This is a genomic window from Alteraurantiacibacter palmitatis, assembly GCF_037154115.1.
GTDB lineage: Bacteria > Pseudomonadota > Alphaproteobacteria > Sphingomonadales > Sphingomonadaceae > Alteraurantiacibacter > Alteraurantiacibacter palmitatis.
This window is the reverse complement of sequence record NZ_JBANRO010000008.1, coordinates 81,182-98,721: the sequence shown is the minus strand read 5'-3', so window position 1 is coordinate 98,721 and position 17,540 is coordinate 81,182. Positions and strand designations below refer to the sequence as shown.

The window sequence follows — 17,540 nt, the reverse complement described above, 5'->3', positions numbered from 1 at the left end:
GTCGCGCGTCGGCCCGTATGTGCAGGCGCGCGGCCCCCTCTACATCAGGATGGTAATCGCCATGCAGGTCGCCAGCCCGACCACAAGGTTCATCGGCAGCCCGATCTTCACGAAATCGAGGAAGCGGTAATTGGCCGCACCGTAAACCAGCGTGTTGGTCTGGTATCCGATTGGCGTTGCAAAACTGGCGCTGGCGCCAAACATCACCGCCACGATCAGTTGCCGCACGTCCAGCCCACTCGCCTCGCCAATGCCGATGGCAATCGGGGTCATGATGACGGCAACGGCGTTATTGGTGACCGTTTCGGTCAGCAGGCTGGTGATGGCATAGACCAGCAGCAGCGTCATGAATGGCGAACTTCCGTTCAGCAAGGGCGTCAGCCATTCCACCAGCAGCGTGATGGTGCCGGCATTGTCCAGCCCCTTGCCAAACGCCAGCATGGCAAAGATCAGCACCAGCGTGTTGCCATCCAGACTCGACCACGCCTCGTCCGGTTCGAGACAGCGGGTGAGCAAGACCACGGCCACCGCCATGATCGCCATCACCTCGATCGGAAAGCCGAAGATCGCCGCGCCCAGCACCACGGCGGCAAGCGTGGCAATGGCGACCGGCGCCTTGTCGCGCAGGAAGGATCGCACTGCCGATTCCGACACATTGACCAGCTGCACATTGGATTGCAGCGCTTCGGCGGCATCGCTTGACGCGGCGATCAGCAGGCGGTCGCCCGCGCGCACGCGCACATCGGCCAGATTGGGGCCGGGCACCGCACGCGGGCGCGACAGGCCCAGAACGCGCACGTGCAGGCGCGAGAGGATGGGTATTTCGGCCAGGCGGCGGCCAATCACCGGATTGGCTTCGGAAATCATCGCCTCGACAATGCGCAGATCGTCCGGGCGCTTGCCACGCATGGTCACCACGCCGCCGCCAAGCCCGACAAGGCCGGTCTTGAAATCCATGTCGGCGGCCAGCGAGGCCAGTTCCTCGGGCGAGGCGGCGACGACGAATTCGTCATCCACCTCCATGATGTGGTCGGCCAGATAGTCGCGCTCCAGCTTGTCACCCGCCTGCCGCGCCAGGATCTTGAGCCCCGGCCGACGGAAAAAGCCGGTATCCTCCAGCCGGCGCCCGGCCAGCTTGGTTTCGGGCGCGAGCTTCAGGTGCGAGAGATACAGGTCGCTTTCGCGGTCCTCGTCCATACGGCGCGGGCCGCGGCTGGGCAGCAGCAGCGGGCCAAGCACGCCGATAACCAGCAGGCCGGCAAAAGCGGTGACAAGGCCAACCTTGGTAATCTCGAAAATGCCGAAGGCTTGCTGCCCGTTGGCCTGCGCCACCCCGTCCACCAGCAGATTGGTGGATGTGCCGATCAGCGTCAGCGTGCCGCCCAGAATGGCGAGGTAGGACAGCGGGATCATCAGCCTTGTGGCGGCGATGTTCAGCACCCGGCCCAGCCTTCTGGCGAGGGGGATCATCACGATCACAACCGGCGTGTTGTTCATGAAGGCCGAAGCCGCCAGCGTGCCGCCGACGATCTCCGCCAGCGCCAGACGCGGGCGGCGCAGCGTGCGGCCGATGACCCAGCCCGAAATCGCCTCCAGCGCGCCGGTGCGCATCAGCGCGCCCGACAGGATGAACATGGCGGCAATGGTGATGGGCGCCGAATTGCCAAAGACGCCCAGCATCTCGGCAGGCGGAAGGAAGCCCAGCACCACGGTCATCGCGGCGGCCAGAATGGCAATCACCACCGGCGGGCGGCGTTCCAGCGCAAAGGCGATGAACACCCCCACCAGCAGAAGCACGCCGATCTCGGCTGAATATTCCGCAATCATGCGCTGGCTGTTCCCCTGCTGCCCCGGCAAACCTTGCAGATATAGGGACTTGCCCTGATTGTGGAGCGACAATTTGCGGCAGGTGGAATCATCCCCTCTCGCGCCGCCGGTATCGGAAGTACCACACTTCGTGGCCATAGACCGTCCGCGCCTTGGCTTCATACCGCGTCTGCGGCCAGCCTGACGGGCGCTGCTGCCAGCTTTGCGGCCCCTCCACCAGCCATTCGAACGGGCCTGTCGCCGGATCGGTGAAGCGGCGCATCACCATCAGCGCGTGGCGCAGATAGACCGGGTGATCGGTGCCGAAACGGAATTCGCCGCCCGGTTTCAGCTTGTCCGCGAACATCCGCACCGGCCCGTCATTCATCATCCGCCGCTTGGCGTGGCGCGCCTTGGGCCATGGATCGGGATGGAGCAGATAGAGCATGGTCAGGCTGCCATCGGGTATCCGCTGCAGCACCTGCAAGGCATCGCCGTGATGGATGCGGACATTGCCCAGATTGCCATCGCGGATATGCGTCAGCGCCTGCGCCACCCCGTTAACGAAAGGCTCGGCACCGATAAAGCCGTGATCGGGGAGCAGATTGGCGCGATACGCCATGTGTTCACCCCCGCCAAAGCCAATCTCGAAATGCAGCGGGCAATCATGGCCGAACAGACGCTCTGCCGTCACCGGGCCTTCGGGGGGAACCGCGATCTGCGGGAGCAAGGTATCAACGAGTTCCTGCTGCCCGGCGCGCAGCGGCTTGCCTTGCGCGCGGCCATACAGGCGGTTCAAAGTGGTGGGATCGCCGGCTTTATGTGCAGTCATGCGCGGCCCCTACAGCGCAAAACGGCCCGCCGGAAGGGGCGAGCCGTCTGCATTTCCCGTGACCGGATAGGAAGGTTACGCGGCTTCGGCATCCACCTCCGCATCGCGCAGCACATAGCCGCGGCCCCATACGGTCTCGATGTAATTCTCCCCGCCGCAGGCGGTCGACAGCTTCTTGCGCAGCTTGCAGATGAACACGTCGATGATCTTGAGTTCGGGCTCGTCCATCCCGCCATAGAGGTGGTTGAGGAACATTTCCTTGGTCAGCGTGGTGCCCTTGCGCAAGCTGAGCAGCTCCAGCATCGCATATTCCTTGCCGGTCAGATGGACGCGCGCGCCGTCGACTTCCACCGTCTTGGCATCGAGGTTCACCGCCAGCTTGCCCGTGCGGATCACCGACTGGCTGTGGCCCTTGGAGCGGCGCACCACGGCATGAATGCGGGCGACCAGCTCGTCACGATGGAAGGGCTTCGTCACATAATCATCCGCGCCAAAGCCGAAACTGCGCACCTTGCTGTCCATCTCGGAAATGCCCGACAGGATCAGCACCGGGGTCTGCACCTTGGCCACGCGCAGCTTCTTGAGCACATCATAGCCGTGCATATCGGGCAGGTTCAGATCGAGCAGGATGATATCGTAATCATACAGCTTGCCCAGATCGAGGCCTTCCTCGCCCAGATCGGTCGAATACACATTGAAGCCTTCGGCCGTCAGCATCAGCTCGATCGCCTTGGCGGTGGTCGGTTCGTCTTCGATCAGCAGCACGCGCATCGGGTGGTCCCCTATTTTCCCCCACGGTAACCCTCCCTTCAGAGAGGTTGCCGCGAATTAACCACGCAAGACCTGAATGAAAAAGGTTAATAACAGGTTTAAGCCGTTAACGATTCAGGGGTGAGTCTTTCGAGTCACACTCTTTTTATTGCGGCCCGCGCATCCGCGCGGGCCGCTCCTCGCTTTCGGTCGGCAGAGCCGACCTTCGCTGCGGGCGGGCGGTCGCCCTTGCGGGCCTGTCGGCCCGTTGGTGGCTCAAGGCACGCTTGTCTCCCCTCCCGCCTGCGGGAGGGGCCGGGGGTGGGCGAGACGATAGCCAAGCCCCGTTCGTCACCCCGGACTTGATCCGGGGTCCAGCTGTCCCCGTGCCAATCCAACCAAACCTTACAAAGTTGACATCGTCACGATGCCCCCGATTGCCCGCAAGTCCGCAGAAAACCGCCACTTTCAGCCCCAAAACCAAAGTTGACACTGCGCACGATCACTTCAGTTCCTCCTCCTCATCCCCCGCGCATTCCTCCATCGCTTCGGCGTAGCCAATGCGCCATTCCTCGTCCCAGGTCTCCGGCCCTTGCGCAACGCGCTCCACCAGCCGCCCGAAATCGCTCGCCCCAAAGCCGGCGGAAGGGTGCGAGGGGTAAGGCGGGCCGCCGGGTGCAAAGCTGGCGCGCATCGCCAGCAGCGCCACGGTCAGCCGCTCGTCAAAACGGCGCGATGTGCCCACCAGCTCGCCCTTGTGGTAATGCGGCACTTCCACGCCATTGAGCGCGCGGTCCATCGCGGCCTCCGCCAGCGCATCGAAGCGGCAGATCAGCGCGGCGGCCCACGCCAGATCAAACGGCTCCCCCCGCAGCCGTGCGCGCAAGGCATAGGCCGACTGCCGGCTCATCCCCACCGCCTTGGCCGCGGTGCTGACGCAATGGGTGGCAGCCAGTTCATTGAGAAACCGCGCCTGACGGTCAGGCGTCCAGCCATCATGGCGAAGGGCGGGAAGGTTGGCGGAGGGTGTGAGAGCGCTTGTCATGGCGCAGAGCGAGGCACGGGCCGGGGGGTGTAGGAAAGGGGTTGTGTGGTTTGCCCCCACCTACTCACGCAAGGTTTGATGGCTGGAAAGCGGAGCAAGAGTGAAGGATTGGGATGGGCGCTGTTGGGTGGAAATATGCCATCGAGGTCAAAGTGGAATCATCCGACCGAAGCGGTCGCTGCGCCTAAACCCCCGCCAGCTTCTTTGCCCTGCGCCGCTGCACGCTGGAGCCAATCCCGATCGCTTCGCGGTATTTGGCCACGGTTCGGCGGGCGAGGTCGAACCCTTCGGCTTTCAGCATATCGACCAGCGTATCGTCGGACAGGATCGCGTCCGCCGCCTCCGCATCGATCAGCGCCTTTATCCGCGCCTTCACCGCCTCGGCGCTCGCGCCTTCGCCGTCGGTTCCGCCACCCACCCCGCTGGTGAAGAAGTATTTGAGTTCAAACGTGCCGCGCGGGCAATTGAGGTATTTGTTGCTGGTGACGCGGCTGACGGTGCTTTCGTGCATCTCGATCGCCTCGGCCACTTTGGCGAGCGTCAGCGGCCGCAGTTCGGAGACACCGCGGCGGAAAAAGCCGTCCTGCTGCTTCACGATTTCGGCGGCGACTTTCAGGATCGTCTTTTGCCGCTGGTCCAGCGCCTTGATCAGCCAGTTGGCATCGGCCAGTTTCTCGGAGAGCCAGCCGCGCGATTGCTTGTCGGCGCATCCGCTTTTGAGGGAGAGGTAATAGCTGCGGTTGACCACCAGCCGGGGCAATGTCGCCTGATTGATGCGGATATCCCAACCATTGCCATCGGGGGTGACGAGGATATCGGGCACCACGGGTGCTGCCATGCCGCCTCCAAATCTGAGGCCGGGCTTGGGATCATAGCCGCGGATTTCGGCCATCATCTCGGCAAAATCCTCGTCATCGACGTCGCAGATGCGCTTCAATTGCGCCACGCTGCCCTTGGCCAGCAGATCGAGATTGGCGAGCAGCACCTGCATACACGGATCGTAGCGGTCGGCCTCTTTCGCCTGAAGGATAAGGCATTCGGACAAGGACCGCGCGCCCACCCCCGAGGGGTCGAGCGATTGCACCAGCGCCAGCGCCTCCTCCGCCTCGGCAAGGGCGATGCCCAGATCGCCCGCCACTTCGCGTAAAGGAACAGGCAGGTATCCCGCCTCGTCGAGCAGGCCGATAATATGGCGCGCGATAAAGGCGCTGCGCGGATCGGGGGCGACAAGGCCGATCTGCGCTTCGAGATGGTCGGCCAGGCTGGGTGCCTCGCCGCCCAGTTCGGTGATGTCGGGGCCGTCCTCTCCGCTGCCCGCAGGCAGGGTGGCGGACCAGTCGCCCGTATCGCGGTCGGTATCCATCGCGGCGGGATCGAGATCGAGCGGGGCATCCGCCTCGCCCGCGCCGGCCAGCATCAGTTCGTCGGCGGTAGGCGCATCGGCGGCGGCATCCGCGCCCGGAATGTCCGGCACGACCTCCGCCTCGCCCAGAGCGCCGCCCGCGTCGAGCAGCGGATTGGCTTCCAGCGCCTCGCCAATAAAGGCTTCGATTTCGAGGTTGGACAGCGCCAGCAGCTTGATCGCCTGCTGCAATTGCGGCGTCATCACCAGCGACTGGGTCTGCCGGAGGTCGAGCCTCGGTCCCAGCGCCATGACCTATCCCCCCGCCTCCGCCATCAGAGCGTAAAGCCCTCGCCCAGATAGAGGCGGCGCACATTCTCGTCCGCCACCAGTTCCTGCGGGGAACCGGCGAACAGCACCTGCCCGCCATAGATGATGCAGGCGCGGTCCACGATGTCGAGCGTCTCGCGCACATTGTGATCGGTGATGAGCACGCCGATGCCGCGCCGCTTCAGGTCTTTCACCAGATCGCGGATATCGCTGATGGAGAGCGGATCGATCCCGGCAAAGGGCTCGTCGAGCAGCATGATCGACGGTTTCGCCGCCAGCGCGCGGGCAATTTCGCAGCGCCGCCGTTCCCCGCCCGAAAGCGCCATGGCCGGGCTGTCGCGCAGGCGGGTGATGTGGAATTCCTCCAGCAGCCGTTCCAGCTCGGCCGCGCGGGTGGCCTTGTCCGGCTCCACCATTTCCAGCACGCAATTGATGTTCTGTTCCACCGTCATGCCGCGAAAGATGCTGGTCTCCTGCGGCAGATAGCCCAGGCCAAGGATCGCGCGGCGGTACATGGGCAGGCGGGTGACATCGACCCCGTCCATCAGAATCCGGCCCGAATCGGGGCGCACCAGCCCCATGATCGAATAGAAGCAGGTCGTTTTCCCTGCGCCATTGGGGCCGAGCAGGCCCAGCACCTCGCCCTTGGCCACGGTGAGCGAGATGTCGGTCAGCACCGCGCGCTTGTCATAACTCTTGGCGATGGAGATGACTTCCAGACCCTGCCCGTGCACCGGCGGCGCCGCCTTGGCCGGAGCAGTCTCCATCTTCTGCGCCAGAGCGGCGGTGTCGATCCCGGTTTCTTCGTTCATATGCAGGTCTGTAGCACCTCTGGCGTGGCTTTGAAGCCGGAATTGGCAGGATTCCTGCATGACAAGGCCGCATCGCCTTGCGGAGAGATGGCACTTGCAGGCGGCTGCGCGAAGTGTAATAAAGTGTAACAGAGCCCAAAAGGGTCGCACCTGTCCCATCCCGAATGGGGCGGAAAATGGAGAGAGGAGAGCGCGCGATGGGGAAAGCGCTGCACGATAATTCACTCGCAAGGCAAGGGCAGCTTGCGCCTGCCGCCGGTCTCGACTGGCGCAAACGCATCAGCGATCATGTCGCCTATGCCCTGCTGGTCTATACCGGCGTGCAGATTGGCGTGACCATGCTGATGGTCAAAGGCAGCCATGGCACAATCATGCCCTATTTCGCGCTGGTTGTGCTGGTTGCCGCGATCATTCCCGCTGCCCGCCTGTTCGAGGCGCGCTGGAGCGAACTGGACGATGACGCCGCGCATGATCCCGCGCTGTCCGCCGCTTTTGCCCGCGATGTGCTGGCCCTGTGGCTGTGCGCGCTGGGCCTGCCCTTTGCGCTGGCCGCGCTGTTTCACGGGGTCGAATTGCTGCTGGGATAGATACCGGCCGGATGACGGCGCCCCATTACCGAGCTTCTCTGGGGGGAGAGGGGAGGGGCGCGCAGGAGACATTCTCCGCGCGCCCCTTTGTTTTGGTGCCCGCCCATTGGGTGCGGCGGCCTTGTATCGGCCGGGTGCTTAACCCGCCTTGCTGGCCGCGTTGTAGCGATCGATGGCTTCCTGCGTCACGCGGCGCGCTTCGGCGGCATCGCCCCACGCACCCACGCGCACCCACTTTTCGGCTTCCAGATCCTTGTAGTGGGTGAAGAAGTGCTCGATCTGCTGCAGCACGATGCTGGGCAGATCCTGCCGCTCGCCCACATCCGAATAATAGGGGAAGGTCGAATCCACCGGCACGCAGATCAGCTTTTCATCGCCGCCATGCTCGTCTTCCAGATTGAGCACGCCAATGGGGCGCGCACGCACCACGCAGCCCGGAATGAAGGGCGAGCGGGCAATCACCAGCGCATCGAGCGGATCGCCATCGGGCGACAGCGTGTGCGGCACAAAGCCGTAATTGGCCGGATAGCGCATCGGCGTGTGCAGGATGCGGTCGACAAACAGCGCGCCGCTGGCCTTGTCGAATTCATACTTCACTGGTTCCCCGCCGGTGGGAACCTCGATGATGACATTCAGGCTTTCAGGCGGATTGTCGCCCACCGGTATGTGTTCAATACGCATGGATGCATGGTTTCCCTGTTTGCAGGATTATGACGGCATCCCCTCCCAACTGGGCCCGCCCGTTAAACCACTTAGCGGGACATGACTACTGGCGAATTGCGCGGCAGCGCGAATCGCGCCATCCTGCACGGTGAAACGGCGAGAGCAGGAGTCGATTACAGGCTTCGCCTTGCCGCCACTGGCTCGGGGAGAGGAGCGACACACGATGCATATAGGTCTGGCAACGGGCTTTGCCCATCAGCGCGGCGACAGTTACGACGATGCGCGGCTGCTGCGTGAGGAGGTGGACAACCTTGTCTATGCCGAGGAACTGGGGTTCGATTCGGTCTGGATTACCGAGCACCATTTCTCGGATTATTCGGTCTCCAACGACCCGCTGCAATTGCTTACCTGGATTGCCGCGCGCACCAAAAGGGTGAAGCTGGGCACGCAATGCATCATCGTGCCGTGGCACAATCCGGCGCGGCTGGCCGAATATATCGTCAACCTTGATATCTTGAGCGGCGGGCGCGTTATCCTGGGCTTTGGCGGCGGGCTGGCCCCGCACGAATTTGCAGGACTTGGCATCGACCAGAACAAGAGCCGCGAGCTTTACAGCGACATTCTCGATGTGCTGATCCCGGCGCTCGAAACCGGCATTCTGGAAGGCGAAGGCGCGTTTGGCCGCATCCCGCGCACCACCTTGCGCCCCCGCCCGATCAAGAGCTTTGCGGGCCGCAAGTTCTGCGGCAGCCTGTCGGGCAATTCGATGTACGCCGCCGCGCGCCACGGCTTTGGCAATATGGTGCTGATGATCCCGCAGCGCGGCGCGGAAACCCCGCCCGATCGCTACGCCGAAGTCTGGGCCGAGGTGCATGGCGATGGCTCCGCCCCGCCGCCGCCCATGCTCAGCGGCAATTTCTACATCCACGAGGACGGGGATTATGCCGAGGAGCAGGGGCGCAAATACCTTGCCAACACCATGCGCGCGGCGGTGAAGAATTACAGCCTGGCGCGGCCCGGCACCTTTGCGCAGGTGAAGGGCTATGAGCATTACGAGAAAATGATGCTCCATTCGCCGGAGGAGATCGACGCCTATTGCGCGAATTTTGCCAAGGGGGCGATCACCGGCACGCCGCAGCAGATCCTCGACCGCTTGTGGGAACTGAAAGCCATCTACAAGCCGCAAGGGTTCTTCCCGCACGTCTATTACGGCGGGATGCCGCAGGACGATGCCGTGCGGTCGATGGAACTGTTCGCGCGCACCGTGCTGCCCGAAGTGAAAAGCTGGGAAGCCGAGGCGAGCATTGACGAGCGGTTTCTGGAAGCGGCGGAGTAGGGATTGCCGCCGGACGGCCCATGCCGGGCTGCAAACGGCACATTTCTGCGCTTCCGGTGCTCACGACCCGAAAGGTCGCTGCGCGCCGGTTCTCGAAATGCACCATTTTCGCCTCGGCCTGAGCCGTCCGGCGGCAATCCCTGCGTTGCGGAATGTGTGCGTCGGCCCTAAACGCGCACCCCATGAGCAAGCAGGAAACGCCGCGCCCGGTGCGCGGCACGCAGGACATTTTCGGGGCCGATGCCGAAGCTTTCGCCTTCGTGGTGGAGACGTTCGAGCGCGTGCGCAAACTCTACCGCTTTCGCCGGGTGGAAATGCCCGTGTTCGAACGGACCGAAGTTTTTGCGCGTTCGCTGGGCGAGACGACCGATGTGGTGTCGAAGGAGATGTATTCCTTTGATGACCGCGGCGGGGAATCGCTGACCCTGCGGCCTGAATTCACCGCCGGAATTGCGCGTGCCTACCTTACCGAAGGCTGGCAGCAATATGCGCCGCTGAAAGTGGCGACGCACGGCCCGCTGTTCCGCTATGAACGCCCGCAAAAGGGCCGGTACCGCCAGTTCCACCAGATCGACGCCGAAGTGATCGGCGCGGCCGAACCGCAGGCCGATGTCGAATTGCTGGCGATGGCGGATCAGCTCTTGAAAGAGCTGGGCGTGGCAGACGGCGTGACGCTCACCCTCAACACGCTGGGCGATGGGATGAGCCGCGAAGCCTGGCGCGCGGCGCTGATCGAGCATTTTGCGGGCGTGCGCGGGGAACTCTCTGAAGATTCGCAGGAACGGCTGGACAAGAACCCGCTGCGCATCCTCGATTCCAAGGACCCGCGCGACAAGGCGTTCGTGGCGGATGCGCCGATGATCGACCAGTTTCTTTCGGCACAGGCGCAGGATTTCTTCGGCGCGGTCACATCCGGGCTGGACGCGGCAGGTGTTGCATGGACGCGCAACCCGGCGCTGGTGCGCGGCCTCGATTACTACCGCCACACCGCGTTTGAATTCGTGACCGATCGCCTCGGCGCGCAAGGCACCGTGCTGGGCGGCGGGCGCTATGACGGGCTGATGGAATCGCTTGGCGGCGCGCCCACGCCTGCGGTGGGCTGGGCAGCGGGGATCGAACGGCTGGCGATGCTGGTGGGGGAGCGGGGTGAGGCCAAGCTGGATGTCGCAGTCGTTCCGCTGGGCGATGCGGCAGCCGCGCGCGGCGAAGGTGTGCTTGCCGAACTGCGCCGCCACGGCATCGTTGCCGATATGGATTACCGCGGCAATATGAAGAAGCGGATGACCCGTGCCAACAATGCCGGCGCTGCTGTTGCCGTAATTCTGGGCGAAGATGAACTGATAAAGGGTGTCGCCAATCTCAAGGATCTTGTCGGCGGGCAGCAGCACGAGGTTCCGCTGGGCGACTTGGTGGATCACGCCTATGGCCTGCTGGCGAAGTTGGGCCGCCGGTGAACTTCGCCCGATGATCATCCCCACCGAACGCCTGGCCCAGATAACGCACCGCTTTGCGGAGCTGGAGGCGCGCATGGCCAGCGGCACGCTGGAGGGGGAGGCGTTTGTGCAGGCCAGCCGCGACTATGCCGAGCTGGAGCCGGTAGCCAAGGCGGCAGCGGGTGTGCAGGCGATGCGCGAGGAGATTGCGGGCCTCACCGCCCTGCTGGCCGACCCGGAAATGAAGGCGATGGCCGAGGAGGAGCTGGCCGACCTCAAGCGCCGCTTGCCCGATGCCGAACACGCGCTCGCCATTGCCATGTTGCCGCGTGACGAGGCCGACAGCCGCAGCGCCATGCTGGAAATCCGCGCAGGGACTGGCGGGGACGAAGCGGCGCTGTTCGCAGGCGATCTGTACCGCATGTATGAACGCTTTGCCGCGAGCGAAGGTTGGCGGGTGGAGCCGGTGAGCATGAACGCATCCGAAGTGGGCGGCTTCAAGGAAATCGTCGCCAACATCACCGGGCCGAACGTGTTCCGCAAGCTCAAGTTCGAAAGCGGCGTCCACCGCGTGCAGCGCGTGCCGGTGACCGAAAGCGGCGGGCGCATCCATACCTCTGCTGCAACCGTGGCAGTGCTGCCCGAGCCTACTGAGGTTGATGTGCAGATCCAGGATAATGATCTGAAAATAGACATTTACCGCGCATCAGGGGCAGGCGGGCAGCACGTCAACACGACCGATTCCGCCGTGCGCATCACCCACCTGCCCAGCGGGCTGGTGGTGATCTGCCAGGACGAACGCAGCCAGCACAAGAACCGCGCCAAGGCGATGCAGGTGCTGCGCGCGCGCCTGTATGAAAAGATGCGCGACGAAGCGCAGGGCGAGGAAGCCGCCGCCCGCCGCGCCATGGTCGGCAGCGGCGACCGTTCCGAACGCATCCGCACCTACAACTTCCCGCAAGGCCGCGTGACCGATCACCGTATCGGCCTGACGCTGCACAAATTGCCCGAAGTGCTGGCGGGCGAAGGCCTGGGCGAATTGATCGACGCGCTGACGGCGGAGGACGAGGCCAAGCGCCTTGCCGCAATGGGCGCGTGACCACGATTGCCGAGGCTTTGCGTGCCGCCGCAACGCGGCTTGCGGCAACCAGCGACACCGCCCGCCTTGATGCCGAAGTGCTGATGGCGCACGCGCTGGGCGTTTCGCGTTCGGACCTGCTGCTGCGGCACACGGGCGATGCCGCCCCTGCCGCCTTTGCCGCGCTGGTCGATCGCCGCGCAGGGCACGAGCCGGTGGCCTATATCACGGGCACGCAGGATTTCTTCGGCCTGACGCTGGCAGTCGATGCGCGCGTTCTCATCCCGCGCGGGGACAGCGAATGCGTGGTGGAGGCGGCGCTGGCTGCGGCCCCGGCTGCGGCATCGCTGCTTGATTGCGGCACCGGCTCGGGCGCGCTGCTGCTGGCGCTGCTGGCCCATCTGCCGGATGCACGGGGTGTGGGCGTGGATGCCTCCGCCGATGCGCTGCACGTGGCGCAGGCCAATGCCGATGCGCTGGGGATGGCGGATCGCGTTCGGCTGCTGCGGCGTGACTGGACGCAAGGTAGCTGGGCGGCCGATCTTGGCCGGTTCGATCTCATCATCGCCAACCCGCCCTATGTCGAGGAAGCTGCCCCGCTCGATCCCAGCGTGCGCCACCACGAACCCGCAGCCGCGCTGTTTGCCGGGCCGGAGGGGCTGGACGATTACCGCGTGCTCATCCCGCAACTGCCTGCACTTCTCAATTCCGGCGGCGTGGCGGTGCTCGAAATCGGCGCGACGCAGGCCGATGCCGTCACCGCGATTGCCGCCGCCGCGGGCTTCGCCGTGCAATGCCGTCCCGATCTTGCCGGACGCCCCCGCGCACTCGTCCTGGCGCAATCGTGACATTTGCACTTGGCAAACCCTTGCCGAGTGGCTACCTCAGCAGAAGGCCAGCGGCGCGGGGCACATCGCCAGCGCCAGCGGTCTAACTCCTGAATTTGCTCTGTAAGCGGCGCGCCAACGTCATTTGCCTGCGCAAATCGGAAAAGCCACAGCTGCAAGGGTTGCGCTGTGACAAGGGGTCATGCGACCGGTGCAAATGCCATTCCCGGTCCCAATGAGGAAGCGGATTTCCTTTGAACAACCAACGCAATAACAACAATCGCCGGCGTGGCCGCGGCAGCAATCGTGGTGGCGGCAATGGCGGCAATCAGGGCAACCGGATCGACAGCCGCGCACGCGGCAACGCCCCGCAGATGCTGGAAAAATACCGCAAGCTGGCGCATGAGGCGTCGCTCAACGATGACCGGGTGCAGACCGAATATTACCTGCAATTTGCCGACCATTACTTCCGCGTGATCGCGGATGGGCGCGCGCAAAAGGATGACGGCCGGCCCCCGCGTCGCGAGAACGAGCAGAGCGGCTTTGAGACCGACGATTTCGATGACGAGCGCGATTTCGGCCGCGAGGATTCGCAGGGCAGCAACCGCGAAGGCGGCCGCGACAACTCGCGCGATGACCGGCCCCGCGATGACCGGCAGCCCCGACAGAATCGCCCGCGCCGCCAGGATGGCGAGGGCGAAGCGCCCGCCGCCCGCGAAGATGGCGAGGCGCACGCACCGCGCGCAAAGGCGCGTTCGGACGAAGGCAGCGATACTCCCTTGGCATTGCGCCCCGGCGCCGAAGGTGACGCCGACGATGGCGACAACCCCTTCCTCGCCAAGCCGCGCCGCAAGCCGCGCCGCCGCAAGGATGGCGATGAGGGCGAGGATGCCAGCGGCGGTTCCGCCATTGATCCGGGCCTTCTGCCACCGGCCATCGGGCGCGGCGCTGCCGAACCGGAAGCCGAAGAAGCGCCGGCAATTCCGGCCGCTGCGGAAGCCGAGGACGATGGCGAGGCCAAGCCGCGCCGCCGCCTGAGGATGCCGCGCGCCCGCTCGGGCGACGAGGAGGAGCTGGCGGCTGTCGGCTGACGGGCCGCACTCCCCTCTTGCGCCGCCTTTTGCTTCCCGCCAAGCGGAGCGGATGACGGTGCCTTTGTCCCCTTCCCGATCGGCTTTCGCGCAACTGCCGGGCCGGTTGCACGACCTGCTGATGCGCTATCCGGCTGCCGCTGCGCTGGGGCTGGGCGTGCTGGCTGCCACCGGCTTCCAGCCGCTGGGATTATGGCCGATTGCCCTGCTTGCGATGGGTGCTTTTGCGGGCCTGTTGCAGCAGGCGCGTGACGTGCGGCAGGCGGCATGGTGGGGCTGGCTGCTGGGCCTTGGCCATTTCACATTCGGCAACAGCTGGATCGCCACGGCTTTCACGTATCAGGCCAATATGCCCGCCGTGCTGGGCTGGGCGGCAGTGCCGCTTCTGGCGGCCTATCTTGCCATTTACCCCGCGCTCGCGGCGGGCGCGGCGCAGCGCATTGCGGGGCCGCGCGGCGGGGCAGTTGCTGCGCTTGCGCTGGCAGGGTGCTGGATCGTGGCCGAGTGGCTGAGAAGCTGGGTGTTCACCGGCTATTCGTGGAACCCGTTTGCGATGGTTCTGCTCGGTCCCATGGACCGGCCCGGCCTTGCCGCTCTCGCACCATGGATGGGCACCTATGCGCTGTCGGGTCTGGCAGTGCTGCTTGCCGCCGGGCTTGTCAACGTATTGCGGGCGCGGCGCTGGATCGCGGCAGGCCTGGCAGGCGCGCTGCTGGTGGCAGGGATGTACTGGCCTGCCGGGAAGGCGGAAGAGGGCAGGCTGGCGGTTACGCTGGTGCAGCCGGGCATTCCGCAGCCGCAGGTCAATGATCCGCGCTTCTACGATGCCAATCTGCTGCGGCTGCTGCAATTGTCGGGGCGCACTGCGCGCACGGGCGCGCCGGACGATCCGCGGCTGGTGCTGTGGCCCGAATCGGGCATGGCCGACTATATCGAGGACGGCTATCCGCAACGCTATTACGACCGGCTGACCACTCTGGGCAGCCCCGCCTATGCCCGCGCCTTGCTCGCCCGTGCGATCGGGCCGGGCAGCCTGCTGGTAACGGGCGGGCAACGGCTTGCCTTCGACGAACAGGGCCGGCTGGCGGGCGCATACAATTCGGTCATGGCGGTGGATGATGCCGGGCAAATCGCCGCCATCTATTCCAAGGCGCATCTGGTGCCATATGGCGAATATCTGCCGCTGCGCTGGCTGCTGGAGCCGCTGGGCTTCAGCCGGCTGGTGCCCGGTTCGATCGATTTCCTGCCCGGCCCCGGCCCGCGGACGCTGAACCTTGGCGTCTTTGGCGATGCGGCGATCCAGGTGTGTTACGAGATCATCTTTTCCGGGCAAGTGACCGACCGGTCGGCCCGCGCCGATTATCTCTACACCGGGTCGAATGATGGCTGGTTCGGCGCGGCTGGCCCGCCGCAGCATTTTGCGCAGGCGCGGATGCGCGCGGTGGAGGAGGGGTTGCCGGTGCTGCGTTCCACCACCAGCGGCATTTCGGGAATTATCGATGCGCGCGGCGTGGTGCGCCACATGATCCCGACGGGCCGCATGGACCGGATCGATGCGCGTGTGCCGCCTCCCGCGCCGCCCACCCTGTTTGCGCGGCTGGGCAATCTGCTGGCGCTGGCGTGGGCGGGCCTGTTCCTGATGCTGGCATTTGTTGCATCGCGCAAAAGCCGCCGTTAGACCCGCTACGCAATTCACCGTGATCCTTGAGGGGCAACCGAACCTTATGCGCCAGTCCTACCTCTTTACGTCCGAAAGCGTTTCCGAAGGCCATCCCGACAAGGTGTCCGACCAGATTTCGGACGCCATTGTCGACCTGTTCCTGTCCAAGGATGCCGAAGCGCGCATTGCTTGCGAAACGCTCTGCACCACGCAGCTGGTGGTGCTGGCCGGCGAAATCCGCTGCAAGGGCGTGTATGAGAACGGCCAGTGGGCCGACGGCGCCAAGGAGGAAATCGAGCGGGTTGTGCGTCAGACGGTGAAGGACATCGGCTACGCGCAGGACGGCTTCCATTGGGAGAAGTTTGAATTCATCAACCGCCTGCACGGCCAGTCCGCGCATATTGCGCAAGGCGTCGATGCCGGGGCGAACAAGGATGAAGGCGCGGGCGATCAGGGCATCATGTTCGGCTATGCCACCGACGAAACGCCCGATCTGATGCCGGCCACCCTGTATTACAGCCACAAGATCCTCGAACGGATGGCGGCAGACCGCCATTCGGGCGCCGCGCCTTTCCTTGAGCCGGATGCCAAAAGCCAGGTGACGCTGCGTTACGAAGGCAGCCTGCCGGTTGCCGCCACCGCCGTGGTCGTCTCCACGCAGCACGCGCCGGGTTATGACGAGGGCGAGAAGGAGGCCGAGCTGCACGCTTATGTGAAGCAGGTCGTGGCCGATGTGATCCCGCCCGTTCTTCTGCGCGAGACCGAATACCACATCAACCCGACCGGCAGCTTTGAAATCGGCGGGCCGGATGGCGATGCGGGGCTGACGGGCCGCAAGATCATCGTTGACACCTATGGCGGCGCGGCCCCGCATGGCGGCGGCGCCTTCAGCGGCAAGGACCCGACAAAGGTGGACCGCAGTGCGGCCTATATCACCCGCTACCTTGCCAAGAATGTGGTCGCCGCCGGTCTTGCCACGCGCTGCACGATCCAGATCGCCTATGCCATCGGCGTGTCCAAGCCGCTGTCGCTCTATGTCGATACGCATGGCACCGGCACGGTGAGCGATGACGCGATCGAGGCAGCAATCATGGGGATTGCCAAGCTGGGCGGCCTCACCCCCCGCGCGATCCGCACGCATCTGGGCCTGAACAAGCCGATCTACCGCAAGACTGCCGCTTATGGCCATTTCGGCCGCAAGCCGGATGGCGACTTCTTCCCATGGGAGAAGACCGATCTGGTGACCGATCTCAAGGCGGCCTTGGGTTGACAGCTGGGCAAGGGCAGGAAGGGAGGGGAAGAGCCATGAAGGTTCGGCTTCTTGCCCCTTTCAGTCCGCTTCTGCTGGCCGCCTGCGATGCGCCCGCGCTGGAACTTCCGGCGGAGCGTATGGCTGCGGCCCGAATGTGCAGCGCGGTCATGCGCGTGTACCGTGAACAGGCGGCCATCGAAGGAGAGCCGATGGCGCTGGACGTCTTTGGCGAATGGTCGCAATTCGCCCTGATCGCCGCAGCGCAGCAAGTTCCCTTCGACCCGTCAACCCTGCTGCAGGGGCTGGGCAGCGCGGAGGATATGCAACAGGTGCTCGCCAGCAACTGGCGCCCAAGGGTCGATGATTGCCTCGATCGTTTCGGCGTGACGGACAGCGCCAACCGGCCCTTGCCCGAAAGCGAAATCGAAGCGGGGGCGGCGTGCCTCGTCATTGCCGACTTTCTGCGCGATGCGCTTGCGAGCGCGCCGCATCTGGCCCCGGCGCGGGACGATTATGCGCAGCTTTCCGCGACATTGGAGACGTGGCTGGATGATCCGGGCAATTCGCAATCCCTGTCGCAAGCCGAATATGAAGCCAGCATCGTTCGTGGCGGAATTGCGGGCTTTGCGGCGGGCAATCCGGTGATCCATGCGGAAAATTGCCAACGCCGCTTTGCGCATCTGCTGCGTTGACGAA

General features: G+C 64.7%; 16 protein-coding genes. 9 read left to right on the top strand and 7 right to left on the bottom strand.

Annotated features, from left to right (window positions below):
* Positions 1-39 precede the first annotated feature (39 nt).
* The 6 genes from WFP44_RS11180 to lptB form a co-directional block, all read right to left on the bottom strand.
* Positions 40-1,827 (bottom strand): SLC13 family permease, encoded by a 1,788-nt coding sequence (locus tag WFP44_RS11180; protein WP_336926642.1) that lies wholly within the window; start codon positions 1,825-1,827, stop codon positions 40-42.
* 88 nt (positions 1,828-1,915) lie between these two features.
* On the bottom strand, positions 1,916-2,638 hold the full coding sequence (trmB, locus tag WFP44_RS11175; RefSeq protein WP_336926641.1) for a tRNA (guanine(46)-N(7))-methyltransferase TrmB: 723 nt from the start codon (positions 2,636-2,638) through the stop codon (positions 1,916-1,918).
* 75 nt (positions 2,639-2,713) lie between these two features.
* Positions 2,714-3,409: a response regulator transcription factor CtrA gene (gene ctrA, locus WFP44_RS11170; RefSeq protein WP_336926640.1), complete on the bottom strand. Its 696-nt coding sequence runs from the start codon at positions 3,407-3,409 to the stop codon at positions 2,714-2,716.
* Positions 3,410-3,890: 481 nt separating this feature from the next.
* Positions 3,891-4,433 (bottom strand): hypothetical protein, encoded by a 543-nt coding sequence (locus WFP44_RS11165; protein ID WP_336926639.1) that lies wholly within the window; start codon positions 4,431-4,433, stop codon positions 3,891-3,893.
* 184 nt (positions 4,434-4,617) lie between these two features.
* Complete coding sequence (gene rpoN / locus WFP44_RS11160) at positions 4,618-6,087, bottom strand: RNA polymerase factor sigma-54 (RefSeq protein WP_336926638.1); 1,470 nt, start codon at positions 6,085-6,087, stop codon at positions 4,618-4,620.
* 23 nt (positions 6,088-6,110) lie between these two features.
* Entirely contained in the window at positions 6,111-6,872 is a 762-nt protein-coding gene (lptB, locus tag WFP44_RS11155; protein WP_336926711.1) for an LPS export ABC transporter ATP-binding protein, read from the bottom strand.
* A 242-nt stretch (positions 6,873-7,114) separates the two neighbouring features.
* Between lptB and WFP44_RS11150 the strand changes: the two genes are divergently transcribed.
* Positions 7,115-7,504, top strand: coding sequence for a hypothetical protein (locus WFP44_RS11150; RefSeq protein WP_336926637.1), 390 nt, complete (start codon positions 7,115-7,117; stop codon positions 7,502-7,504).
* Between the two features lie 138 nt (positions 7,505-7,642).
* Here the strand turns inward: WFP44_RS11150 and ppa are convergent, their stop codons facing one another.
* Positions 7,643-8,185 (bottom strand): inorganic diphosphatase, encoded by a 543-nt coding sequence (ppa, locus tag WFP44_RS11145; protein WP_336926636.1) that lies wholly within the window; start codon positions 8,183-8,185, stop codon positions 7,643-7,645.
* Positions 8,186-8,390: 205 nt separating this feature from the next.
* Between ppa and WFP44_RS11140 the strand changes: the two genes are divergently transcribed.
* The 8 genes from WFP44_RS11140 (at position 8,391) to WFP44_RS11105 (ending at position 17,536) form a co-directional block, all read left to right on the top strand.
* A complete protein-coding gene (locus WFP44_RS11140) occupies positions 8,391-9,503 on the top strand; it encodes an LLM class flavin-dependent oxidoreductase (protein WP_336926635.1) in 1,113 nt (370 codons plus the stop codon).
* A 182-nt stretch (positions 9,504-9,685) separates the two neighbouring features.
* Positions 9,686-10,957, top strand: coding sequence for a histidine--tRNA ligase (hisS, locus tag WFP44_RS11135; RefSeq protein ID WP_336926634.1), 1,272 nt, complete (start codon positions 9,686-9,688; stop codon positions 10,955-10,957).
* A 10-nt stretch (positions 10,958-10,967) separates the two neighbouring features.
* Complete coding sequence (prfA, locus tag WFP44_RS11130; protein WP_336926633.1) at positions 10,968-12,035, top strand: peptide chain release factor 1; 1,068 nt, start codon at positions 10,968-10,970, stop codon at positions 12,033-12,035.
* Complete coding sequence (gene prmC, locus WFP44_RS11125; RefSeq protein ID WP_336926632.1) at positions 12,032-12,862, top strand: peptide chain release factor N(5)-glutamine methyltransferase; 831 nt, start codon at positions 12,032-12,034, stop codon at positions 12,860-12,862. Before prfA ends, prmC begins: the two co-directional genes overlap by 4 nt.
* A gap of 233 nt (positions 12,863-13,095) precedes the next feature.
* Entirely contained in the window at positions 13,096-13,932 is an 837-nt protein-coding gene (locus WFP44_RS11120; RefSeq protein WP_336926631.1) for a DUF4167 domain-containing protein, read from the top strand.
* Positions 13,933-13,984: 52 nt separating this feature from the next.
* A complete protein-coding gene (gene lnt, locus WFP44_RS11115) occupies positions 13,985-15,610 on the top strand; it encodes an apolipoprotein N-acyltransferase (RefSeq protein WP_336926630.1) in 1,626 nt (541 codons plus the stop codon).
* Between the two features lie 46 nt (positions 15,611-15,656).
* The gene (gene metK / locus WFP44_RS11110) at positions 15,657-16,862 is read left to right on the top strand and encodes a methionine adenosyltransferase (RefSeq protein WP_336926629.1); all 1,206 of its coding nucleotides are present in this window, start codon (positions 15,657-15,659) and stop codon (positions 16,860-16,862) included.
* A 35-nt stretch (positions 16,863-16,897) separates the two neighbouring features.
* The gene (locus WFP44_RS11105) at positions 16,898-17,536 is read left to right on the top strand and encodes a hypothetical protein (protein WP_336926628.1); all 639 of its coding nucleotides are present in this window, start codon (positions 16,898-16,900) and stop codon (positions 17,534-17,536) included.
* Positions 17,537-17,540 lie beyond the last annotated feature (4 nt).

Bases quoted from the DNA above. Each gene is read 5' to 3' on its own strand.
- WFP44_RS11180 (WP_336926642.1), bottom strand. From the start codon at position 1,827: ATGATTGCGGAATATTCAGCCGAGATCGGCGTGCTTCTGCTGGTGGGG.
- trmB (WP_336926641.1), bottom strand. From the start codon at position 2,638: ATGACTGCACATAAAGCCGGCGATCCCACCACTTTGAACCGCCTGTAT.
- ctrA (WP_336926640.1), bottom strand. From the start codon at position 3,409: ATGCGCGTGCTGCTGATCGAAGACGAACCGACCACCGCCAAGGCGATC.
- WFP44_RS11165 (WP_336926639.1), bottom strand. From the start codon at position 4,433: ATGACAAGCGCTCTCACACCCTCCGCCAACCTTCCCGCCCTTCGCCAT.
- rpoN (WP_336926638.1), bottom strand. From the start codon at position 6,087: ATGGCGCTGGGACCGAGGCTCGACCTCCGGCAGACCCAGTCGCTGGTG.
- lptB (WP_336926711.1), bottom strand. From the start codon at position 6,872: ATGGAGACTGCTCCGGCCAAGGCGGCGCCGCCGGTGCACGGGCAGGGT.
- WFP44_RS11150 (WP_336926637.1), top strand. From the start codon at position 7,115: ATGGGGAAAGCGCTGCACGATAATTCACTCGCAAGGCAAGGGCAGCTT.
- ppa (WP_336926636.1), bottom strand. From the start codon at position 8,185: ATGCGTATTGAACACATACCGGTGGGCGACAATCCGCCTGAAAGCCTG.
- WFP44_RS11140 (WP_336926635.1), top strand. From the start codon at position 8,391: ATGCATATAGGTCTGGCAACGGGCTTTGCCCATCAGCGCGGCGACAGT.
- hisS (WP_336926634.1), top strand. From the start codon at position 9,686: ATGAGCAAGCAGGAAACGCCGCGCCCGGTGCGCGGCACGCAGGACATT.
- prfA (WP_336926633.1), top strand. From the start codon at position 10,968: ATGATCATCCCCACCGAACGCCTGGCCCAGATAACGCACCGCTTTGCG.
- lnt (WP_336926630.1), top strand. From the start codon at position 13,985: ATGACGGTGCCTTTGTCCCCTTCCCGATCGGCTTTCGCGCAACTGCCG.
- metK (WP_336926629.1), top strand. From the start codon at position 15,657: ATGCGCCAGTCCTACCTCTTTACGTCCGAAAGCGTTTCCGAAGGCCAT.
- WFP44_RS11105 (WP_336926628.1), top strand. From the start codon at position 16,898: ATGAAGGTTCGGCTTCTTGCCCCTTTCAGTCCGCTTCTGCTGGCCGCC.